Raw genomic sequence first — 17,289 nt, 5'->3', positions numbered from 1 at the left:
TTCTGAATTTTTTATCTATTTAGTGTCTAAGTAAAATTTAAACAAAAAAATTTTTGTTTAAAAAATATGGATAATGATAGGATGATTAAATTCTGTTATCAAAAAATTTTATAGTTTGGAGGCTATAGTTTTTGCTCACTTACAAGGATAGATAGAGCGATAAACTTTTTATATTTTATCTGATTTTAGTTGTTGTTAGAGATTTTTAAGAAATTTAAACCTTTTTATGCACTAAGTTGGCACAGCATTTGCATTATATAAAGGGTGAGTAACAAAATTCAAGTAAAGGAGGAGCAGAGATATGGCAGAGAATGTATCTTTATTACATGAGAATTTGGTGTTGCTTGATTACGAAAGCGAAGATGACCGTGAAACTCTTTTAACGAATTTAGCGGGGATTTTACAAAGAGAAGGCTATGTGAAGGAAAGTTATTTGGAGGCGATTTTAACGCGCGAACGGGAGTATCCAACTGGCTTAAATACTCCGGGGATAAAAGTTGTTATCCCTCATGCAGCACCACAGCACGTAAATCAAGCGGCAATTTTAGCAGTGAAACTAAAATCCCCGGTGACGTTTAAAGAGATGGGCAATAGCGGTAAAGATGTAGAAGCAAAATTGATATTTATGTTAGCCGTTACTGATCCGCAGGGGCATTTACAAACATTGAGTAAGTTAATGGCGATTTTTTCTGATGGTGAAAAATTAACGGATTTATATAATTCATTGACGAAGCAAGCATTTATCGAAAAGTTAAGCCGTATTTTAGCTTAATTTAAGCAAACATAAATAAGGATGAGGAGTGTTTATTATGAAAAGAATTTTTGTGGCATGTGGATCAGGGGTAGCAACATCTCAAACGGTAGCATCGAAAATCGCCAGTATGTGTGAAGATTATGGTTTGGAAGTAATGGTGGAAGCTGTAGATATCAAGTCGTTAGAAAGTATTATTGATCAATGTGATATTTATGTTTCTATCGTATCTAGTGGAGCAAATAATTGGAATGTACCAACAATTAGCGGAATTCCATTTTTGACAGGGATAGGAATGGAAGAAGAATTTGAAAAGTTACAAGAATATATTAGAGCTTGAAAAAGAAAAAAGCTTCTCGGCAATTCGAGTTGCCAGAGAAGCTAGAATGAGATCACATAAATATTATAACAAACTTTTTTGGTATCAGTAAACGTGAATTTCGTATTCGTGGTTATTAGTAGAAATGATTATAGAGTGAGATAGTTTCGGATTTAAAATTTAATAATGATAAGGAGAGTTGAGAGATGGATACAATTTTAAATTATATCTTGGGGTTGGGCGCAGCAATTTTTTTACCTGTCATCATGATTTTACTCGGTTTAGCAATGCGAATGAAATTGAAAAAAGCGTTGATTGCAGGCTTGACTTTAGGAGTAGCTTTTACAGGAATGAATGTAGTATTAGGCTTTATGTTTGAAGCAATAAGCCCAGCGGCTACTGCTTTGGTAGAAAGAACAGGACTTCAATTGACTGCAATTGATGTTGGATGGTCGCCAATGGCTGCGATTGCTTGGGCATGGCCGTATGCATTAGTTTTATTCCCATTACAAATTGGTATTAATCTATGCATGTTAGGGTTTAAATGGACGAACTGCCTAAATGTTGATTTATGGAATGTATGGGGGAAAATTTTCACAGCTTCTGTAGTAGCAGCTTTAACAGGTAACTTGATGTTCGGATTCATTGCTGCAGGTATACAAATTGTTTTAGAGTTACTCAATGCAGATGTGATGCAAAAACAATTGCATGGAATCACAAAAATTCCTGGTGTTACTTGTACACATCCAATGATGCTACAAGGTGCTTTCTTAGGATTAATTAATAGAATGTTAGACTTTATTCCTGGGATTAACAAAATAAACATGAATGCAGTGCAATTAAAAGAAAAACTTGGTATTTTTGGGGAAAACAGCGTTATGGGCTTTTTGGTTGGTGGTTTGATTGCTTTTATGGGTGGTTATGATGCAAAAGGAATTCTAACTACTGCAATGCAAGTTGCTACAGCTTTAGTGCTTTTCCCAATGGTAGCAAAATTGTTTATGCAAGCATTAGCACCTATTGCTGATGCAACGAGCTCCTTTATGAAAAGTAAATTTAAAGGCAGAGAATTTTATGTTGGTCTTGATTGGCCATTTTTAGCAGGACAAGCGGAAATATGGGTTACAGCAATCGTTCTTGTGCCGATTGAGCTTATCTTAGCTTTAGTGATGAGTCAAATGGGAATGAACAATGTTATTCCATTAGCGTCAATTATCAACGTTGTGGTAGCAGTTCCAGCCTTAATTGTAGCAGGTGGAAATTTATTTAGAATGATTATTATCTCAACGATTGCTACGCCGATGTATTTGGCTGTTGCAACAAGTTTTGCGCCAATGATTACAGATATGGCGGCGAAAACTGGGACATTACAAGTTACGGCAGGACAATTTATTACTTGGATTCAATTAGAAGCTCCTGAATTTAGATGGGCAATTGCGCATGCGTTTAATGGTGAGTTGCTGGGAATTGGAGCGTTAGCGATTTTTGCTGTTGCCTTTGCATGGTATTACAAATATATGCAAAAAGTAAATGCGCAATTAGATCAAAAATAAGAAGAGTTTTGGGAATAGAAAATTTTGTAGAGCAGATAGGAGAGATATATCATGTTAGAAGATTTAAAAAAACAGGTTGTTCAATATGCATTAAGCGCAGATCGTTCTGGCCTTTGCAAACATAGAGCGGGAAATTTTAGCGTTCGTGATCCAAAAACTGGTTATGTATGTATTACACCGACAGGTGTTGATCGTGAAGAGTTAAGTTATCATGATATTTGTGTGATTGATTTAGAAGCAAATGTAATAGAAGCAGAAACTGGATTGCGCCCAACAAGTGAAAGTTTAATGCATTTAGCGGCTTATAAATGTCGTAGTGATGTCCATGCTGTTGCGCATACGCATTCTAGATTTGCTACAGCCTTTGCCGTATTGCATAAACCAATTCCAGCAGTGATTTATGAAATTCTTGGCTTAGGATGTAAAAAAGGCTATATTCCAGTAGCCGATTATGGCCGCCCGGGTACGCCGGAACTTGCCCAGAGTATAGTTGAACCCTTGCAAATTTCTGATGCAGTATTGATGGAAAGCCATGGTGTATTAGCGGTTGATAAAGAGTTGAAAGAAGCTTTGTTAAAAGCGCATTATGTAGAAGAAACTGCAGAGGTGTATTATCGTGCGCTTACGATCAATGGCGGAGAGGAACCTCCAGTGGTTCCATTGGCGGAATTACAAAAATGGGAGTATCCAAAAGAAATAAAATTATTAAAAAAATAAATGCATTGGAGGTGATGAGATTGAAAAAATTAATCAATAAACCGGAAGATTTTGCCCGTGAAACAGTGGAGGGCATTGTACTTGCGCATCCAGAATCATTAAAAATGCTCAATGACAGTTATCATTGTTTAGTTCGAGCTGATGCAAAGAAGCCGGGAAAAGTTGCAATTGCAACGGGTGGCGGTTCGGGACATTTGCCGGTGTTTTTATGATATGTAGGCTATGGATTAGCAGATGGGGTAACGGTTGGAAATGTCTTTGCATCGCCAAGTGCAGAAGCTATGTATGAAGTGGATAAAGCGATTGATAACGGTGCAGGTGTACTCCATTTATATGGAAGATATGGCGGCGATATTATGAATTTTGGTATGGCAGCCGATTTGGCGGCGATGGATGACATTGAAATTGCTGAAGTTTTGGTAACGGATGATGTAGCGTCAGCACCAAAGGAGAAAGCAGATAAAAGACGTGGTGTTGCTGGGTTATTCTTTGCTTATAAAACTGCAGGTGCAGCAGCCGAAAAAATGTTTTCGTTAGCTGAGGTTACGCGTATTGCGCAAAAAACGGTAGATCGGATGCGGACGATGGGTGTTGCACTTACGCCTTGTATTGTGCCTGAAGCAGGTAAAGCAACGTTTAGTATCGGTGAAGATGAAATGGAAATCGGTATGGGGATTCATGGTGAACCAGGAATTCACCGCACGAAATTGCAATCGGTAGATTGTGTAGTTGAGGATATATTGAAAAAAATACTTGAGGATTTGCCATATCAATCTGGAGATGAAGTAGCGGTTTTAGTCAATGGATTGGGTGCGACCCCAAAAGAAGAATTGTATTTAGCGTATCGGAAGACCCATCAGATATTAATGGAGCAGGGCATTAATATCCACCGTAAATATATTGGGCAATACGCGACTTCACTTGAAATGGCAGGAATGTCAATTACACTTTTGAAACTAGATGAAGAATTAAAAGAATTGATAGATGCGCCGGCATATTCGCCATTCTTTGAACAGAGCCGCTAGGAGGTGTTCAGATGGAAACAGTGACAAAAGAAATATTGATTAGAATTTTAGATAGTGTTGAAGCGACTATGGCTGAGGTAAAAGAGCATTTGATTGAACTGGATGGTGCAATGGGGGATGGCGACTTAGGACTGACAATGTATAGCGGATTCCATGCAGTTGCCGAAGAAGCGCATAGATTAGATGAACCGGATTTAGGAAAATTTTTAATGAAGCTCGGAATGAAAGTGAATTCGGTAGTTCCATCGACGATGGGGACATTAGTATCTACTTGTTTTATTAAAGCATCCGCAAAAGCCAAAGGAAAACAGGAATTGACATTAGCAGATTTGGTTGCCATGGGACGGGCGGCGGTTGAAGGCGTTATGCAAAGGGGGCAAAGTCAAATTGGCGATAAAACAATGCTTGATGCACTTCATCCAGCAGTTGAGGCTTTAGCCGCTGCCAATCACGAAGGAAAAAATTTAATTGAGGCACATCAAGATGCTTATCAAGCGGCTCTGGAAGGTGTAGAAAAAACAAAAACAATGCAATCTGTACATGGCAGAGCAGCATATTATAGTGAAAAATCAATTGGACGGCAGGATCCGGGTGCGACAGCTGTCATGTATATTTTTCAAGGAATTGCGAAAACCTATTAAATGTAGCTCCTCTCTCCTTTATATAGAAAATATCTCCTAGTGAATTTCACTAGGAGATATTTTTCATCTATAAACAAGGACTTTTAGAGAATTGATGATATAATTATCTTGTAAAGTAGGCTTGATTCATATGGAATTTTTACTTTATCTGAATCTTAATCGCCCTTATCCAAGGACTTAGCCGCTCGCCTTGCGGGTAAGTCATCGGATAAATGAAAATAGTAAGTACATGTAAGATATCTGGGAAAAGAGGTTATCAAGATGAAAACGATAGATTTACATTTACATTCAACATATACTGATGGAAGTTATAGTCCAGCAGAGCTAGTGCGAAAAGCCAAAGAAATTGGTTTATCGGCAATCGCTGTTACAGATCATGACAATTTGATTGGTTATACTGAAGCAAAGGTAGAAGCAGATAAAGTTGGCATCGAAATTTTACCTGGAATTGAAATGAGCACAATCTACCAAGGGCGCAAGCTCCATATCTTAGGCTTAGGTATGAATATAGAGGATTCTGAATTTAAAAAGCAATATAAAAAAATTCGTGCGCCCAAGGAAGAATGCTTGGATACCATTCTTGAACGCTTGCAAAAACGCGGGGTAGATATATCGCGAGAAAAAATAACACCCTATGCGAATCATCAATTCGATCGTTATGCTGTTATGCGTTTTTTTGCAGCAAATAAAAAACAAGCTGATGTGCAATATATTTGGGATGAATACTTGAATCCAGCAACAGAAGGATTACAAATTAATACACCAACCCAAGAGGCGATAGTGATGATTCGCCAGGCAGGCGGGGTTGCTTCATTGGCGCATTATCATAAAGGTATTGGACTAAAAGGGTTGTCAATTGAGGAAAAAGAGAAATGGTTAAAGGAATTAAAACATATGGGGCTTAACGGATTAGAGGCAATGTATTCAAACTTTACACCAGAGGAAGAAGGTTTGGCAAAAAAATGGGTGGAAAAATTCGGCTTAATCCCTACTGGTGGGACAGATTTTCATGGGGATAATCGTCCTTCCTATAAATTGGGAATAGGAAATGGGTCCTTGCAGATTCCATATGCATGGTTTGAAAGAATTAAAGAAGTTTGCCGTTATTAAGATGTGAGAAAATTTTTACACGGTATAATCGCTTATGATATAATGAGAAAGATCTTAAAGAAAATGAATTGCAAATTTCGGAGGTGCTATATGAAAGGGTGGACTATTTTCGGTGTAATTGCAGCGATTATCATCGCAATTGCAGCTGTGGTTATCATGGGCTACAATGGCCTTGTACAACAAAATGAAGATGTGAATAGCAAGTGGGCACAAGTTGAAAATCAATTACAACGTCGTGCTGATTTAATTCCTAATTTAGTAAATACCGTAAAAGGATATGCAGCACATGAACAAGAAGCAATTAAAGCTGTATCTGAAGCACGAGCTAAATTAGCTGGAGCTGAAGGTGTTGCAAATAAATCTGAAGCAAATAATGAACTTAGCAGCGCGCTGAGTCGTTTATTGATGGTTGTAGAAAATTATCCAAATTTAAAAGCTGATCAAAACTTTAGAGCACTTCAAGATGAATTGGCAGGAACAGAAAATCGTCTTGCAGTTGCACGGAAAGATTATAATGATGTGGTACAATCCTTTAATACAAAAGTAAAAACAATTCCAACTAGTATTTATGCTGGAATGCTTGGATTCTCGCAGCGTGAATATTTTAAAGCGGATGAAGCAAGCAAACAGACACCACAAGTGAAATTCTAAAAATGAAGATTAAGCCGCAAAGAATACGGTTTTGCCAAAGGGTTACGTAGGTGTAGGTTTTTGTGCGGAGCGACTTTGCGGTTTTTTAAGTAGGTGAAAGAAATGCGAAAAAAATGGTTGGCATTTATGATGACGATTTTCGCTTTTTTGAGCTTTTCAATCAGCGTGTTTGCGGCAGATATTCCGTCTAAACCGACGAATAATATATATGTACAAGATTATGCACAGGTTTTAACAGCAGAGGATAAAGCGAAGCTGAATCAATGGGGGAAAAGTTTAGAAGCGCAAACGAAAGCTCAAATCGTCGTGGTAACGATAAAGTCTTTAGATGGGGAAGCAATAGAAGATTATGCATTACAACTTTTTCGGACTTGGGAAATTGGTGATAAACAGATGAACAATGGTGTCTTGATGCTTGTCGCTGTTGAAGATAGAAAGTCAAAAATTGAAGTTGGTTATGGTCTTGAAGGTGCTTTGCCAGACGGTAAAACGGGTGAAATTCAAGATAAATATATGCTACCATATTTCCGTGAAGGAAATTATTCTGCAGGTGTTTTAAATGGATATGCATCACTGCTTAAGGTAACGGCAAATGAATATGGAATAACCTTTGACGGAAAAGCTAAGCCAGCACAAGCAAAACAACTGGAAACAAACCAAGATTTGGGGTTTGTTGATTATCTTATGATCGCGGGCTTTGTATTGCTACTCATTATAGATTGGGTGTTTTTTGGCGGAGCAATTACACGGATGCTTCTCATCTTAATTAGTCGGTCGCGTGGCGGTGGCGGCGGTGGTGGTGGAAGTTATGGCGGTGGCTCTAGTGGTGGTGGTGGCTCTAGCCGTAATTGGTAAAAATTTTTTAAAAAATTTTTATTGTGAAGATATTTCAGAATAAAATAGGATATAATAGTGGAAACGGTAAAATTCGAATGTTATGAAATTGAGATAGTTCTTAGATAAATTTTCTATTATTTTGAGTTTTACCAAATTTTCAGTAGATTTTCTATTGAAAATAATATAATCTATATATTAGAATACATAATAAGGAGAGGGGGATTTTTTATGGCAAAATGGGCTTGTGTAGTTTGTGGTTACGTTTATGATGAAGCGGAAGGCGATGTAGATAATAACATTGAACCAGGGACTTTATTTGAAGAATTACCGGAAGACTTTGTTTGTCCTCTTTGTGGTGTAGGTAAAGACGAATTTGAAGAAGTAAAAGAATAAGATAAAAACAGCCTGCTGAAAATCAGCAGGCTGTTTTTATCTTATTCTTAATCTGCAGTTAGATTTTTGATTTTTACAAGTAAAAGTTATACCCTAGGATGCAGGTGAGTGGCTAATTCCTTGGATACATATGACCAAGGTGCAGATGGATATTAAAAATTGTACAGAATGAAGCTGCACAAAATTAGTGACAAGCTTTGTGAAGTCTTGGAAGCCAGCCGCGTTTCAACATAAGTTGAAGCAACTTGTAGTCCCAATCTAATCCTTTATCAAGTAGTTCGCGATACATCATTGCTATATCAAGCTGATAAGATTGATGCAATGCTGCTAACATAGCTGTTTGAGCTGCTTTTGCCATTGTACCAATTGCAATGGCTACCTCTGCGTCACTTAATTTTGCATCAGGATCAATAGCAAGCGGCCGTTTGTGCAGCGTGCGACGGCGGAAAGTAAGAGACGGAATTTGTGAGCCGCTTTCTTGTAGCATTTCTTCTGACTGGTAAATTAGTGCTTTTGTTTGGGTGCTAAGCGCCTCTTTAATTAAGCCTTTCAATTCTTCATCTTGGGCATGATTATAGAGAATTTCTAGCATTGCTACATTATATCGCCCTTGTGCGACGACTCCGTATAGACTTGCTGCTTCAAGATAATTTAACGGTTCTTTATCAAAGAAGTTGTTGAAAAGCATGCGAGTTTCAGAGTTGATTTTGTCAAGGATAGACATAATAGACCTCCTTTAAATTTAAAATAATAAAGAGAAAAAATGGATACTTTGCAAAAAACTATTAAAATTTTAGCAAGGTACCTATGGTATAGGATCACCAAATTTTTCGTAGAAATGCACAAAAGTTATTGATATTATTTTCCTTAAAAAAGCGGAAAAAAGACCTTGTCTTGTTGATTTTTAAAAATCCATTTGCTATACTTGAATGAGAGACTTCATCCCATAGGTTCTATGGCTTGTTGTAGGCAAAATGTTTTTTTCTATAGGGAAAGGGACATGCATTGCTAAATAAGAGGAGGGTTTTATTTATTATGAAAGTTACAGTTGTTGGAGCGGGTAATGTTGGTGCTACAGTCGCTAACGTAATTGCATTAAAAGGATTTGCTAGTGAATTAGTTCTTTTGGACATCAAAGAAGGTGTATCTGAAGGTAAAGCTATGGATATGATGCAAACTTCTCATATGATGAATTTTGATACTACAATTGTTGGTTGCACTAATGATTACAGCAAAACAGCAGATTCTTCCGTGGTTGTTATTACTTCAGGTATTCCTCGTAAACCTGGTATGACTCGCGAACAATTAATTGGTACAAATGCTGGTATCGTAAAAAGCGTAGTGGATCAAGTTCTTCAATATTCTCCAAATGCTATCTTCGTTATTATTTCCAATCCAATGGATACAATGACTTACTTAGCTCTTAAAGCAAGTGGCGTTCCTAAAAACCGTATTATCGGTATGGGTGGTATGCTTGATAGCAGCCGTTTCAGATACTATTTAAGCCAAGCTTTAGGATGCACTCCTACTGACGTTGATGGTATGGTAATTGGCGGTCATGGCGATAAAACTATGATTCCTTTAGCTCGTTTTGCTACATATAAAGGTATTCCAGTATCTCAACTTTTAGATAAAGAAACAATTGATAAAGTAGTAGCTGATACTATGGTTGGCGGTGCTACATTAACAGGTCTTCTTGGCACTTCTGCTTGGTATGCTCCTGGTGCTGCTGGTGCTACTGTTGTTGAAGCAATCGTTACTGATGCGAAAAAATTAATTCCTTGCTGCGCTTACCTTGAAGGTGAATACGGCGAAACTGACGTTTGTGTTGGCGTACCTGTTGTTCTTGGTAAAAACGGTATTGAAAAAATCGTTGATGTTAAATTAAATGAAGAAGAACAAAAATTATTTGATGCAAGTGTAGCTGCTGTTCGTACAATGAATGCTGCATTAGCTGATGTTTTAAAATAATTTTTAATTGATTAACAATGAAAAGCGACCTATTAAGGTCGCTTTTTTTATATGCTATTCCCAAATAGTCTCCATTTATTTCTCTTGTATTGATAATATAAATCCCGTATAATAAAAAAGTAATAAAAATAAATATGAAATAATAATAAATGATAAAAATAAAGTGGGGAGGTTTAAGTTATGGCAATAAAACTAGTCATTAGTGATTTAGACGGAACTTTATTAGATTGTGATCATCAAATATCTGAAGCGAATAAGTCGGCAATTTTTGAGGCGGTACAGTCGGGGGTAACAGTCACGATTGCGACTGGTAGGATGTATCCATCAGCACTTCCCTATGCAAAACAGCTTGGTGTTGATGTACCGATTATTACGTATAATGGTGCAGTAATTAAATCTGTTTCTGGTGAAATCTTATATGAACAATGTTTAGACACAGGGGTTGCGCAAGAAATTATTACACTTTGCCAAGAAAACGATTGGTATATCCAAACGATTGATGATGATAATTTGTATTTTAAAGAACATAATGAAAAAGCGAAGTATTATGAAAGTGTAGCAGGGATAAAGGGGCATGCTGTAGGGGGAAAATTGGCTGATTATGCGAAACGTCCGCCTAAAATGCTAATGATTACCGATAATGAAGTGCAGACAGATGAAATTGTTGCTTTGCTCGAAAAGCAATTTGCGGGAAGAATAACCGCAGTGAAATCTATGCCAACCTATATTGAAATTATTCATCCGAGCGTAAATAAAGCGGCGGCAGTAGATCGGTTGATTGAAAAGCTTAACTTATCGCGTGAAGAGGTTATGGCATTAGGTGATTCTAATAACGACTTGCCAATGCTTAAAGCGGCAGGGTTAAGTGTTGCAATGGGAAATGCAAATCAAAAAGCAAAAGCAGTAGCAAAAGTTGTAACTGAAGACAACAATCATAGTGGTGTAGCCGTTGCAATCAGGAAATACGTATTACAAAAGCAAGGTTAAAATGGTGACTATATGGCAATAAAATTACTTGTTACTGATTTAGATGGTACGTTATTAAATGGAGAAAAGAAAATCTCATCGCGAAATGCTCTGGCGATTCAGCGAGCGCAGGAAAAAGGGGTAAAGGTAACGTTCGCGACAGGGCGGATGCATAAAGCGGCAGTTAGATTCGCCCAGGAAGTGAATCTTGATTTACCAATTATTAGCTGTAATGGATCGGTGATAAAATCTTGTGATGGTAAAACGATTTTCGAACATCACATAGATGATAAAATTGCGCGTGAAGCGATCGAATTCTGTTTAGAAAATAACTGGCATATTCAATGGTATATTGATGATGAATTGTATGTAAATGAAATAAAACCTGATTTGTGGACGGGGTACGAAAATGTATTTAAAATTGATGTAAAAGAAGCTAAAGGACAGTTGGATAAATATTCTAGAAGAATTGTACAGATGGTTATTTTAGATAAAGCTGGTCATATTCAATCCATCGCTCCAAAAGTGCGTGATAGGTTTACAGGAAGATTAGATACACCGATAACTTCAGATCATTGTATTGATGTTGTATCGATAGGGATGAATAAAGCAAAGGGCATTGAGGTTTTAGCGAGAGAATATGGGATTCGTCCTTCTGAAATTATGGTAGTTGGAGATTCCGATAATGATTTAGCAATGTTTGGGTATGCTGGCTTCAGCGTTGCTATGGGAAATGCATTTGAATCAATAAAAGCAGTTGCTGATGCGATTACGGATGATGTAGAGGCAGATGGTTTTGCAACCGCTGTAGAAAAATATATTTTAGGCGATTAAATTTATTAGGCAAAGTAGAGAAAGAAGAATTCTGTACTTTGCTTTTTTTTTACTTTTGCCATATAATTGTTGTAGCTTTCATTAAAAGCGAATTATGGAGGTGGTAAGTATGGAAGATTTTCGTTTGGTAATTATTACTGGTATGTCAGGTGCAGGAAAAACACAAGTCAGCCGTCATATGGAGGATTTGGGGTATTTTTGTGTTGATAATTTACCGCCGATGTTTATTCCTAAGTTTGCAGAGCTTTGTACGCATTCTTCTGGAAGCGTACATAAAGTCGCGCTTGTTGTTGATACGCGAGGACGTGAATTCTTCGATAAAATGATACATATTTTAGATAGCATGGATGAAAGCGGTATGAAGTATGAAATGCTATTTATGGAAGCTTCTGACGCAACGATTATACGTCGTTACAAAGAATCACGCCGTCGTCACCCGATGGCACCCAATAGCAGAATTAGTGAAGGAATTGCAAAAGAACGGGAACGTTTGGCGAGAGTGAGAGCTAGAGCAACACATATTATTGATACTTCCGATATGAAGAAAAGCAGTTTGAAAGAAAAAATTATTCGTTGGTTTGGTAATTCTTCAGAATCTAATTCTATGAATATTACGGTTGTTTCGTTTGGGTTTAAGCATGGTATGCCGCTCGATGCCGATCTAATGCTGGATGTAAGGTTTTTGCCGAATCCATATTATATTGACTCTATGCGTCATAAAAGTGGTGCTGTGCCAGAGGTCGCTGAGTATATTTGGAAGTGGCCGGTAACAAAAGAGTTTGTTGCAAAGCTAAATGATTTAGTGGAGTTTTTAGTGCCAAATTATATTAAAGAAGGTAAAAGCCAGCTAGTTATCGCCATTGGTTGTACGGGTGGAATGCATCGATCAGTATTTATTGCGAATAGAGTCTATACGTTGCTTTGCAATAAAGGCTATAGAGTAAATATTGAGCATCGTGATGTATTTAAAAATGAAGGGATTGAACACCCACAAATAACTGCTGTAATTGATTGAGGTGGAGTGCAATGCACTTATTGAAATGGTTGTATCCAGGAATGAAGTTTAAAAGATGGTTACTCTTATTTTCACTTGGTACGATTGTTGCAAGTGTTGGAATTGCGATTGTTTTTAACTATAAATACATTGGCAATCTAGAAGAGTTTATTTTTCGCACCGTTTATATGATGACTGGAACGTATTACTATACAGTTACGGCAATCGTAGGGATAACGGTTATTTTATTTGGATTGATTACGATGCTCTTTGCAACGCGGATGATTATTCGCTCGGTAATTAGTGTGTTAATTCCTGAAAGTTCAGATAAACTAGTAGATTTGATTTTTGAAAAACGCAAATTAAACCGCGGACCAGCAGTAACGGTAATCGGTGGGGGAACTGGTTTATCTGTTTTATTGCGGGGGATTAAAGGAATTACAAATAATATTACCGCCGTTGTAACTGTTGCCGATGATGGGGGATCATCTGGAAGGTTACGTGAAGATTTGGGGATGATACCGCCGGGCGATTTACGGAATTGTTTAGTTGCTCTGGCTGACACGGAGCCTCTGATGGAAAAATTATTTCAGCATCGATTTGGTGGACATGGGGATTTGAAGGGACATAGCTTTGGAAACTTATTTATTGCTGCCATGACTGAAGTTCTGGGTGATGTAGAAATAGCTTTGACTGAAGCTAGTAAAGTATTGGCGGTAAAAGGGCGCGTTTTACCAGCGAGCACACAAAGAGTGCGCTTAGTGGCAACAATGGAAGATGGAAGTATCGTTGAAGGGGAATCAAAGATTCCTCTCGCGGGAAAGAAAATTAAACGCGTTCATCTTTATCCGCCTGATGTAGATCCTGTACAGAGTTCGGTAGATGCAATTCTTAATGCAGATGTAATCATTTTGGGACCGGGAAGTTTGTACACGAGTATTATGCCGAACTTATTAGTTGATGGCATCGCTGATGCTTTACGTAGCAGCAGTGCAGTGAAAGTTTATGTGTGCAACGTAATGACACAGCCTGGAGAAACAGATGGTTATACTGCATCTATGCATGCAAAAGCTATCCTTGACCACGTTGGTATGGGCGTTATTGATTATATCATCGTCAATTCTCATGAATTAGGCAATGATGTAAGACAAGTATACGCAAGAGAGGAAGCATATCCTGTAAGAGTAGATGAAGAAGCAATAGAGTCTTTAGGGATTCGGACGATAAAAGCTGATATCGTCAGTGAAACGAATTTGGTTCGTCATGATCCAAGAAAGTTGTCGCATATTATTATGAAAATGATTTATAAACTTAGAACGGGGACGGATAAGGTAGGTTTATTTGATTATTACTTTCTTAAAGAACAATTAAAGAAAGAGAATAAAGAAAAAGTTAAAAAGGAATGAAGCATAATGCCATCGTTTTCAACAGAGGTTAAAAATGAATTGGCGCGGTTTATCAGTGATACAGAATGCTGTAAAATTGCTGAACTTGCTGCATTGATGCGCATGGGAGCAACGATGTCGATCGGCGGTAGAAATTTTGGCTTGAATTTTACTACAGAAAATGCTGCAATTGCGAGGAAAACGTTAACGCTGTTAAAAGAAAGTTATCCAGTTGAGACTTCTGTAATGGTGAGTAAGGCGCGTCGGTTAAAAAAGAATAATCATTACTTTATCAAAGTTGCACCATCTCCGCTTGTGAATGAATTGTTGACCACATTAGGAATTATGCAGGGAGACAATCTTAATGTTGGGAAAGATGTTGGTATTTTGCGCAGGGAATGCTGCCGGCAATCTTATTTAAGGGGAGCATTCCTTGGCGGAGGTTCGGTAAATAAGCCAGAGAGTGACTATCATTTAGAATTAGTTACAGGAAATTATAGCTTTGCGCAAGTTCTAGTTTCTTTATTCAAGAAACTTGATTTACCAGTTGGTATCACAGACCGCAAAAATGATTATATTATCTACTTAAAAGATAGTGATGCTATTATGGATTTTCTAGGCATTATTGGAGCTGAAGGGGCTTTAGTTGAATTTGAAGTTGCGAAAAATGTAAAAGATGTTCGTAACCAAGTAAATCGTTTAGTGAATTGTGAAACGGCGAACCTTCAAAAGACAGTAAATGCAGCTTGCAGGCAAGTGGAGAGAATCAACTTAATTAAAGAAAAAATCGGCTTAGATAAGCTGCCAGAAAATTTGCAAGAGGTTGCGAAGGTACGCTTAAATTATCCGGAAGCAACATTACAAGAGCTAGTAGTAGTCATGGGAAACACCGTGGGGAAATCAGGGATAAATCATAGATTGCGCAAATTAGAACAGATCGCTATGGAATTAGTAGAAGGTGACATTCATGAAAGTAAAGTATAAAATAACGGCAATTGCGTTAGCTGTTGCTTTCGCCATTGGATTTGGAATATTAGGGAGCATTCCAGCGGATGGAATACCAATTTTGGCTTACCATATGGTAAGTGATGAAGATAATCATTATAGTATTTCAATCGCCGACTTTGAAGAGCAAATGAAATATTTAAAAGAAGAGGGCTACGCCCCAATTTCTTTACTTGAATTTGCAAAAGCGAAAAAAGGTAAATTTAATTTACCGGAAAAACCGATCATTATTACTTTTGATGATGGATATGTAGATAATTATACAAATGCAGTACCTATTATGGAAAAATATGGTATGCGTGGTACAATTTTTATGGTAGTGAATGAAATTGGTAAAGAACGTTACTTAACGATTGATCAATTAAAGGATTTGGAAAAACGTAATATTGAAATTGGTTCGCATACGGCTAATCATTTGCCTTTAGCAACGTTATCTAGTGAAGAGAAAAAATCAGAAATAGATAAATCAAAGCTACTTTTAGAATGGAAAGGGTTAAAAACTGTATTTTTTATGGCATATCCAAATGGAAGCTATGATAAAGAAGTTGAACAAATGTTAAAAGATGGTGAATATTTGGGTGGACTTACTGGAGATACAGGCCTTAATACTTTTGCAACAAATCCTTATCAACTGCATCGAATTAACATTCCACAACCGTTTTTTGGATTGACGGAATTTAAATTGCGTTTTATGAGAGCAAATGTTGCTGCGCATATGGGTTGGTAATTATGTAAATTTACCAATGCGTCTTTCATTTACAGCAGAAAAGGAACATTATATAATATAGGCAGTTTGTAAAGAGGGGAGAATTGTAAAAAGGATGAGGTTTTTTGTTAAAGTGGTTTTGGCTTTATTTATATCAATGACTTGTATTAGTTCAACATTTGCTGAAGCTAGTCAGCATAAAAATGTAAAACGTGCGGATCTTGTCAATGTGAATGAATGGAAAGTAAGTTCTGCTGATACTGGAGGAACGCTGTTATTTTCCGATAGCCCAGAGGAAGCTAAAGAAGATGGAATTTTGTATACCGATAAAGTAGAAGGAAAGACAAGACTTTTTTACTATCATACAAATGCAACGAACAAACCTAAAAAGGTTGTTGCAGTAATGGAAAATTTAATGGATGATAAAGTGAGTATTGTTGTTAACCGTTATGCATTAACAGGACCAAGTAAAGATTATTTATACGTTGGGAAAACTGCCCAAAAAGATTTTTTTGATGGTAAATATATGACCTATGTACATTTAAAAGCAAATCAAAGTAAAGTAATTCATCCAATGATGGAACAACAAAAAATCGATAAAGATGAGTTAGTAAATGGAATTTTTGAATTTGAAGCAAAAACACCTATAAAAGTTACAGTTGCAATTATGCCAATGAATGCAGATCCAATAGAATTTTTAAAAACTGCGAAAGTTTTACCACGAGATAAACATGGTCTTCGTGGGACTTTTACGGGAATGGATAGAGTTATTAAAAGTGAACGCGAATACGATCCTAAAAAAGATGGTATAGTTTCAATTACATTAGCAGATGGAAAAATTGATCAATATCGTACTGGTATTGATGCGACTGATGGAAGTATTACAGAGAATTACGGCAATTATGGAATTTTATACAAAATCAATATTCCGACAAAAGGTAGAGCCAGTACAAATTATTACCTCTCTCCAAGAGGCGGAGTTTATGCTGGTGTTATCGGCGTGAAAGACAATGTGTTTAATGATATGACAGTTATAGAGACTCCAAGTGAAAAGCCGTTTTTTGGAACGGAGAAAAAGGTAGATGAAATTGCCTATTTGGGGAAATATGAAAATAGACATCCATTGTGGATCGAGTTCTCTCCACCAGGAGCATCTAACTTACCGGTAAAACTTATTTTGGCACCAGTTGAATGATTTTTTTCTTGCGAACTTAAGTAAAAAAGGCTAAAATAAATGAAGTATGATGATTTTGTTTTAAGGAGGACTTTTACTATGGCTAAACGTATTACAACTGTGAACAAAGCTTCACTACAAAGCACAGTACATACTGGCGGTTGCGGAGAATGCCAAGCATCTTGCCAATCCGCTTGCAAAACTTCCTGCACTGTAGGAAACCAAGTTTGCGCGAAGTAGTTATCTAGTAGCGGGGA

At 37.2% G+C, this 17,289-nt stretch carries 19 protein-coding genes and 1 pseudogene; 19 read left to right on the top strand and 1 reads right to left on the bottom strand.

All coding sequences use genetic code 11. The annotated features are described in order from the left end of the window. The first annotated feature begins 301 nt into the window (after window positions 1-301). The 10 genes and pseudogenes from P3F81_RS10615 (at window position 302) to rd (ending at window position 7,997) form a co-directional block, all read left to right on the top strand. Complete coding sequence (locus P3F81_RS10615) at window positions 302-772, top strand: PTS sugar transporter subunit IIA (protein WP_147670122.1); 471 nt, start codon at window positions 302-304, stop codon at window positions 770-772. 37 nt (window positions 773-809) lie between these two features. Then, window positions 810-1,091, top strand: coding sequence for a PTS sugar transporter subunit IIB (locus tag P3F81_RS10610; protein ID WP_147670121.1), 282 nt, complete (start codon window positions 810-812; stop codon window positions 1,089-1,091). A gap of 185 nt (window positions 1,092-1,276) precedes the next feature. Then, window positions 1,277-2,623: a PTS galactitol transporter subunit IIC gene (locus P3F81_RS10605; RefSeq protein ID WP_147670120.1), complete on the top strand. Its 1,347-nt coding sequence runs from the start codon at window positions 1,277-1,279 to the stop codon at window positions 2,621-2,623. 51 nt (window positions 2,624-2,674) lie between these two features. After that, the gene (locus P3F81_RS10600; protein WP_147670119.1) at window positions 2,675-3,340 is read left to right on the top strand and encodes a class II aldolase/adducin family protein; all 666 of its coding nucleotides are present in this window, start codon (window positions 2,675-2,677) and stop codon (window positions 3,338-3,340) included. 20 nt (window positions 3,341-3,360) lie between these two features. After that, window positions 3,361-4,365 (top strand): annotated as a pseudogene (locus P3F81_RS10595) (dihydroxyacetone kinase subunit DhaK). Window positions 4,366-4,376: 11 nt separating this feature from the next. Then, a complete protein-coding gene (gene dhaL / locus P3F81_RS10590; RefSeq protein ID WP_147670118.1) occupies window positions 4,377-5,006 on the top strand; it encodes a dihydroxyacetone kinase subunit DhaL in 630 nt (209 codons plus the stop codon). Between the two features lie 261 nt (window positions 5,007-5,267). Then, window positions 5,268-6,116, top strand: coding sequence for a PHP domain-containing protein (locus tag P3F81_RS10585; RefSeq protein WP_147670117.1), 849 nt, complete (start codon window positions 5,268-5,270; stop codon window positions 6,114-6,116). A gap of 90 nt (window positions 6,117-6,206) precedes the next feature. After that, window positions 6,207-6,767, top strand: coding sequence for a LemA family protein (locus P3F81_RS10580; protein WP_147670116.1), 561 nt, complete (start codon window positions 6,207-6,209; stop codon window positions 6,765-6,767). A gap of 102 nt (window positions 6,768-6,869) precedes the next feature. Next, window positions 6,870-7,622, top strand: a complete 753-nt coding sequence (locus tag P3F81_RS10575) for a TPM domain-containing protein (protein WP_147670115.1) — start codon at window positions 6,870-6,872, stop codon at window positions 7,620-7,622. A gap of 210 nt (window positions 7,623-7,832) precedes the next feature. Beyond that, window positions 7,833-7,997, top strand: a complete 165-nt coding sequence (gene rd / locus P3F81_RS10570; protein WP_147670114.1) for a rubredoxin — start codon at window positions 7,833-7,835, stop codon at window positions 7,995-7,997. 184 nt (window positions 7,998-8,181) lie between these two features. On the opposite strand, the gene P3F81_RS10565 is transcribed toward rd, so the two are convergent. Then, window positions 8,182-8,721: a DUF3231 family protein gene (locus tag P3F81_RS10565; protein WP_147670113.1), complete on the bottom strand. Its 540-nt coding sequence runs from the start codon at window positions 8,719-8,721 to the stop codon at window positions 8,182-8,184. Window positions 8,722-9,032: 311 nt separating this feature from the next. Between P3F81_RS10565 and mdh the strand changes: the two genes are divergently transcribed. From mdh to scfA, 9 genes are all read left to right on the top strand, one after another. After that, window positions 9,033-9,968: a malate dehydrogenase gene (mdh, locus tag P3F81_RS10560; protein WP_147670112.1), complete on the top strand. Its 936-nt coding sequence runs from the start codon at window positions 9,033-9,035 to the stop codon at window positions 9,966-9,968. Between the two features lie 180 nt (window positions 9,969-10,148). Continuing rightward, window positions 10,149-10,955 (top strand): Cof-type HAD-IIB family hydrolase, encoded by an 807-nt coding sequence (locus tag P3F81_RS10555; protein WP_147670111.1) that lies wholly within the window; start codon window positions 10,149-10,151, stop codon window positions 10,953-10,955. 12 nt (window positions 10,956-10,967) lie between these two features. After that, a complete protein-coding gene (locus P3F81_RS10550; protein WP_147670110.1) occupies window positions 10,968-11,768 on the top strand; it encodes a Cof-type HAD-IIB family hydrolase in 801 nt (266 codons plus the stop codon). Window positions 11,769-11,877: 109 nt separating this feature from the next. Next, window positions 11,878-12,783 carry an RNase adapter RapZ gene (gene rapZ / locus P3F81_RS10545; RefSeq protein WP_147670109.1) on the top strand — a complete coding sequence of 302 codons (906 nt, stop codon included), beginning with the start codon at window positions 11,878-11,880 and terminating at the stop codon, window positions 12,781-12,783. A gap of 11 nt (window positions 12,784-12,794) precedes the next feature. After that, window positions 12,795-14,168: a gluconeogenesis factor YvcK family protein gene (locus tag P3F81_RS10540; RefSeq protein ID WP_147670108.1), complete on the top strand. Its 1,374-nt coding sequence runs from the start codon at window positions 12,795-12,797 to the stop codon at window positions 14,166-14,168. 6 nt (window positions 14,169-14,174) lie between these two features. Beyond that, window positions 14,175-15,131, top strand: coding sequence for a DNA-binding protein WhiA (whiA, locus tag P3F81_RS10535; protein ID WP_147670107.1), 957 nt, complete (start codon window positions 14,175-14,177; stop codon window positions 15,129-15,131). Further along, window positions 15,115-15,879 carry a polysaccharide deacetylase family protein gene (locus P3F81_RS10530; RefSeq protein ID WP_147670106.1) on the top strand — a complete coding sequence of 255 codons (765 nt, stop codon included), beginning with the start codon at window positions 15,115-15,117 and terminating at the stop codon, window positions 15,877-15,879. The genes whiA and P3F81_RS10530 overlap by 17 nt, the downstream gene beginning before the upstream one ends. A gap of 94 nt (window positions 15,880-15,973) precedes the next feature. After that, window positions 15,974-17,053, top strand: a complete 1,080-nt coding sequence (locus tag P3F81_RS10525; RefSeq protein WP_147670105.1) for a copper amine oxidase — start codon at window positions 15,974-15,976, stop codon at window positions 17,051-17,053. A 78-nt stretch (window positions 17,054-17,131) separates the two neighbouring features. Then, window positions 17,132-17,272, top strand: a complete 141-nt coding sequence (scfA, locus tag P3F81_RS10520) for a six-cysteine ranthipeptide SCIFF (protein ID WP_147670104.1) — start codon at window positions 17,132-17,134, stop codon at window positions 17,270-17,272. Window positions 17,273-17,289 lie beyond the last annotated feature (17 nt).

It is taken from the genome of Selenobaculum gibii, from assembly GCF_030273445.1.
GTDB lineage: Bacteria > Bacillota > Negativicutes > ICN-92133 > ICN-92133 > Selenobaculum > Selenobaculum gibii.
Note: the sequence above shows the minus strand (reverse complement) of the source record. Positions and strands in the feature narration are given on the sequence as shown.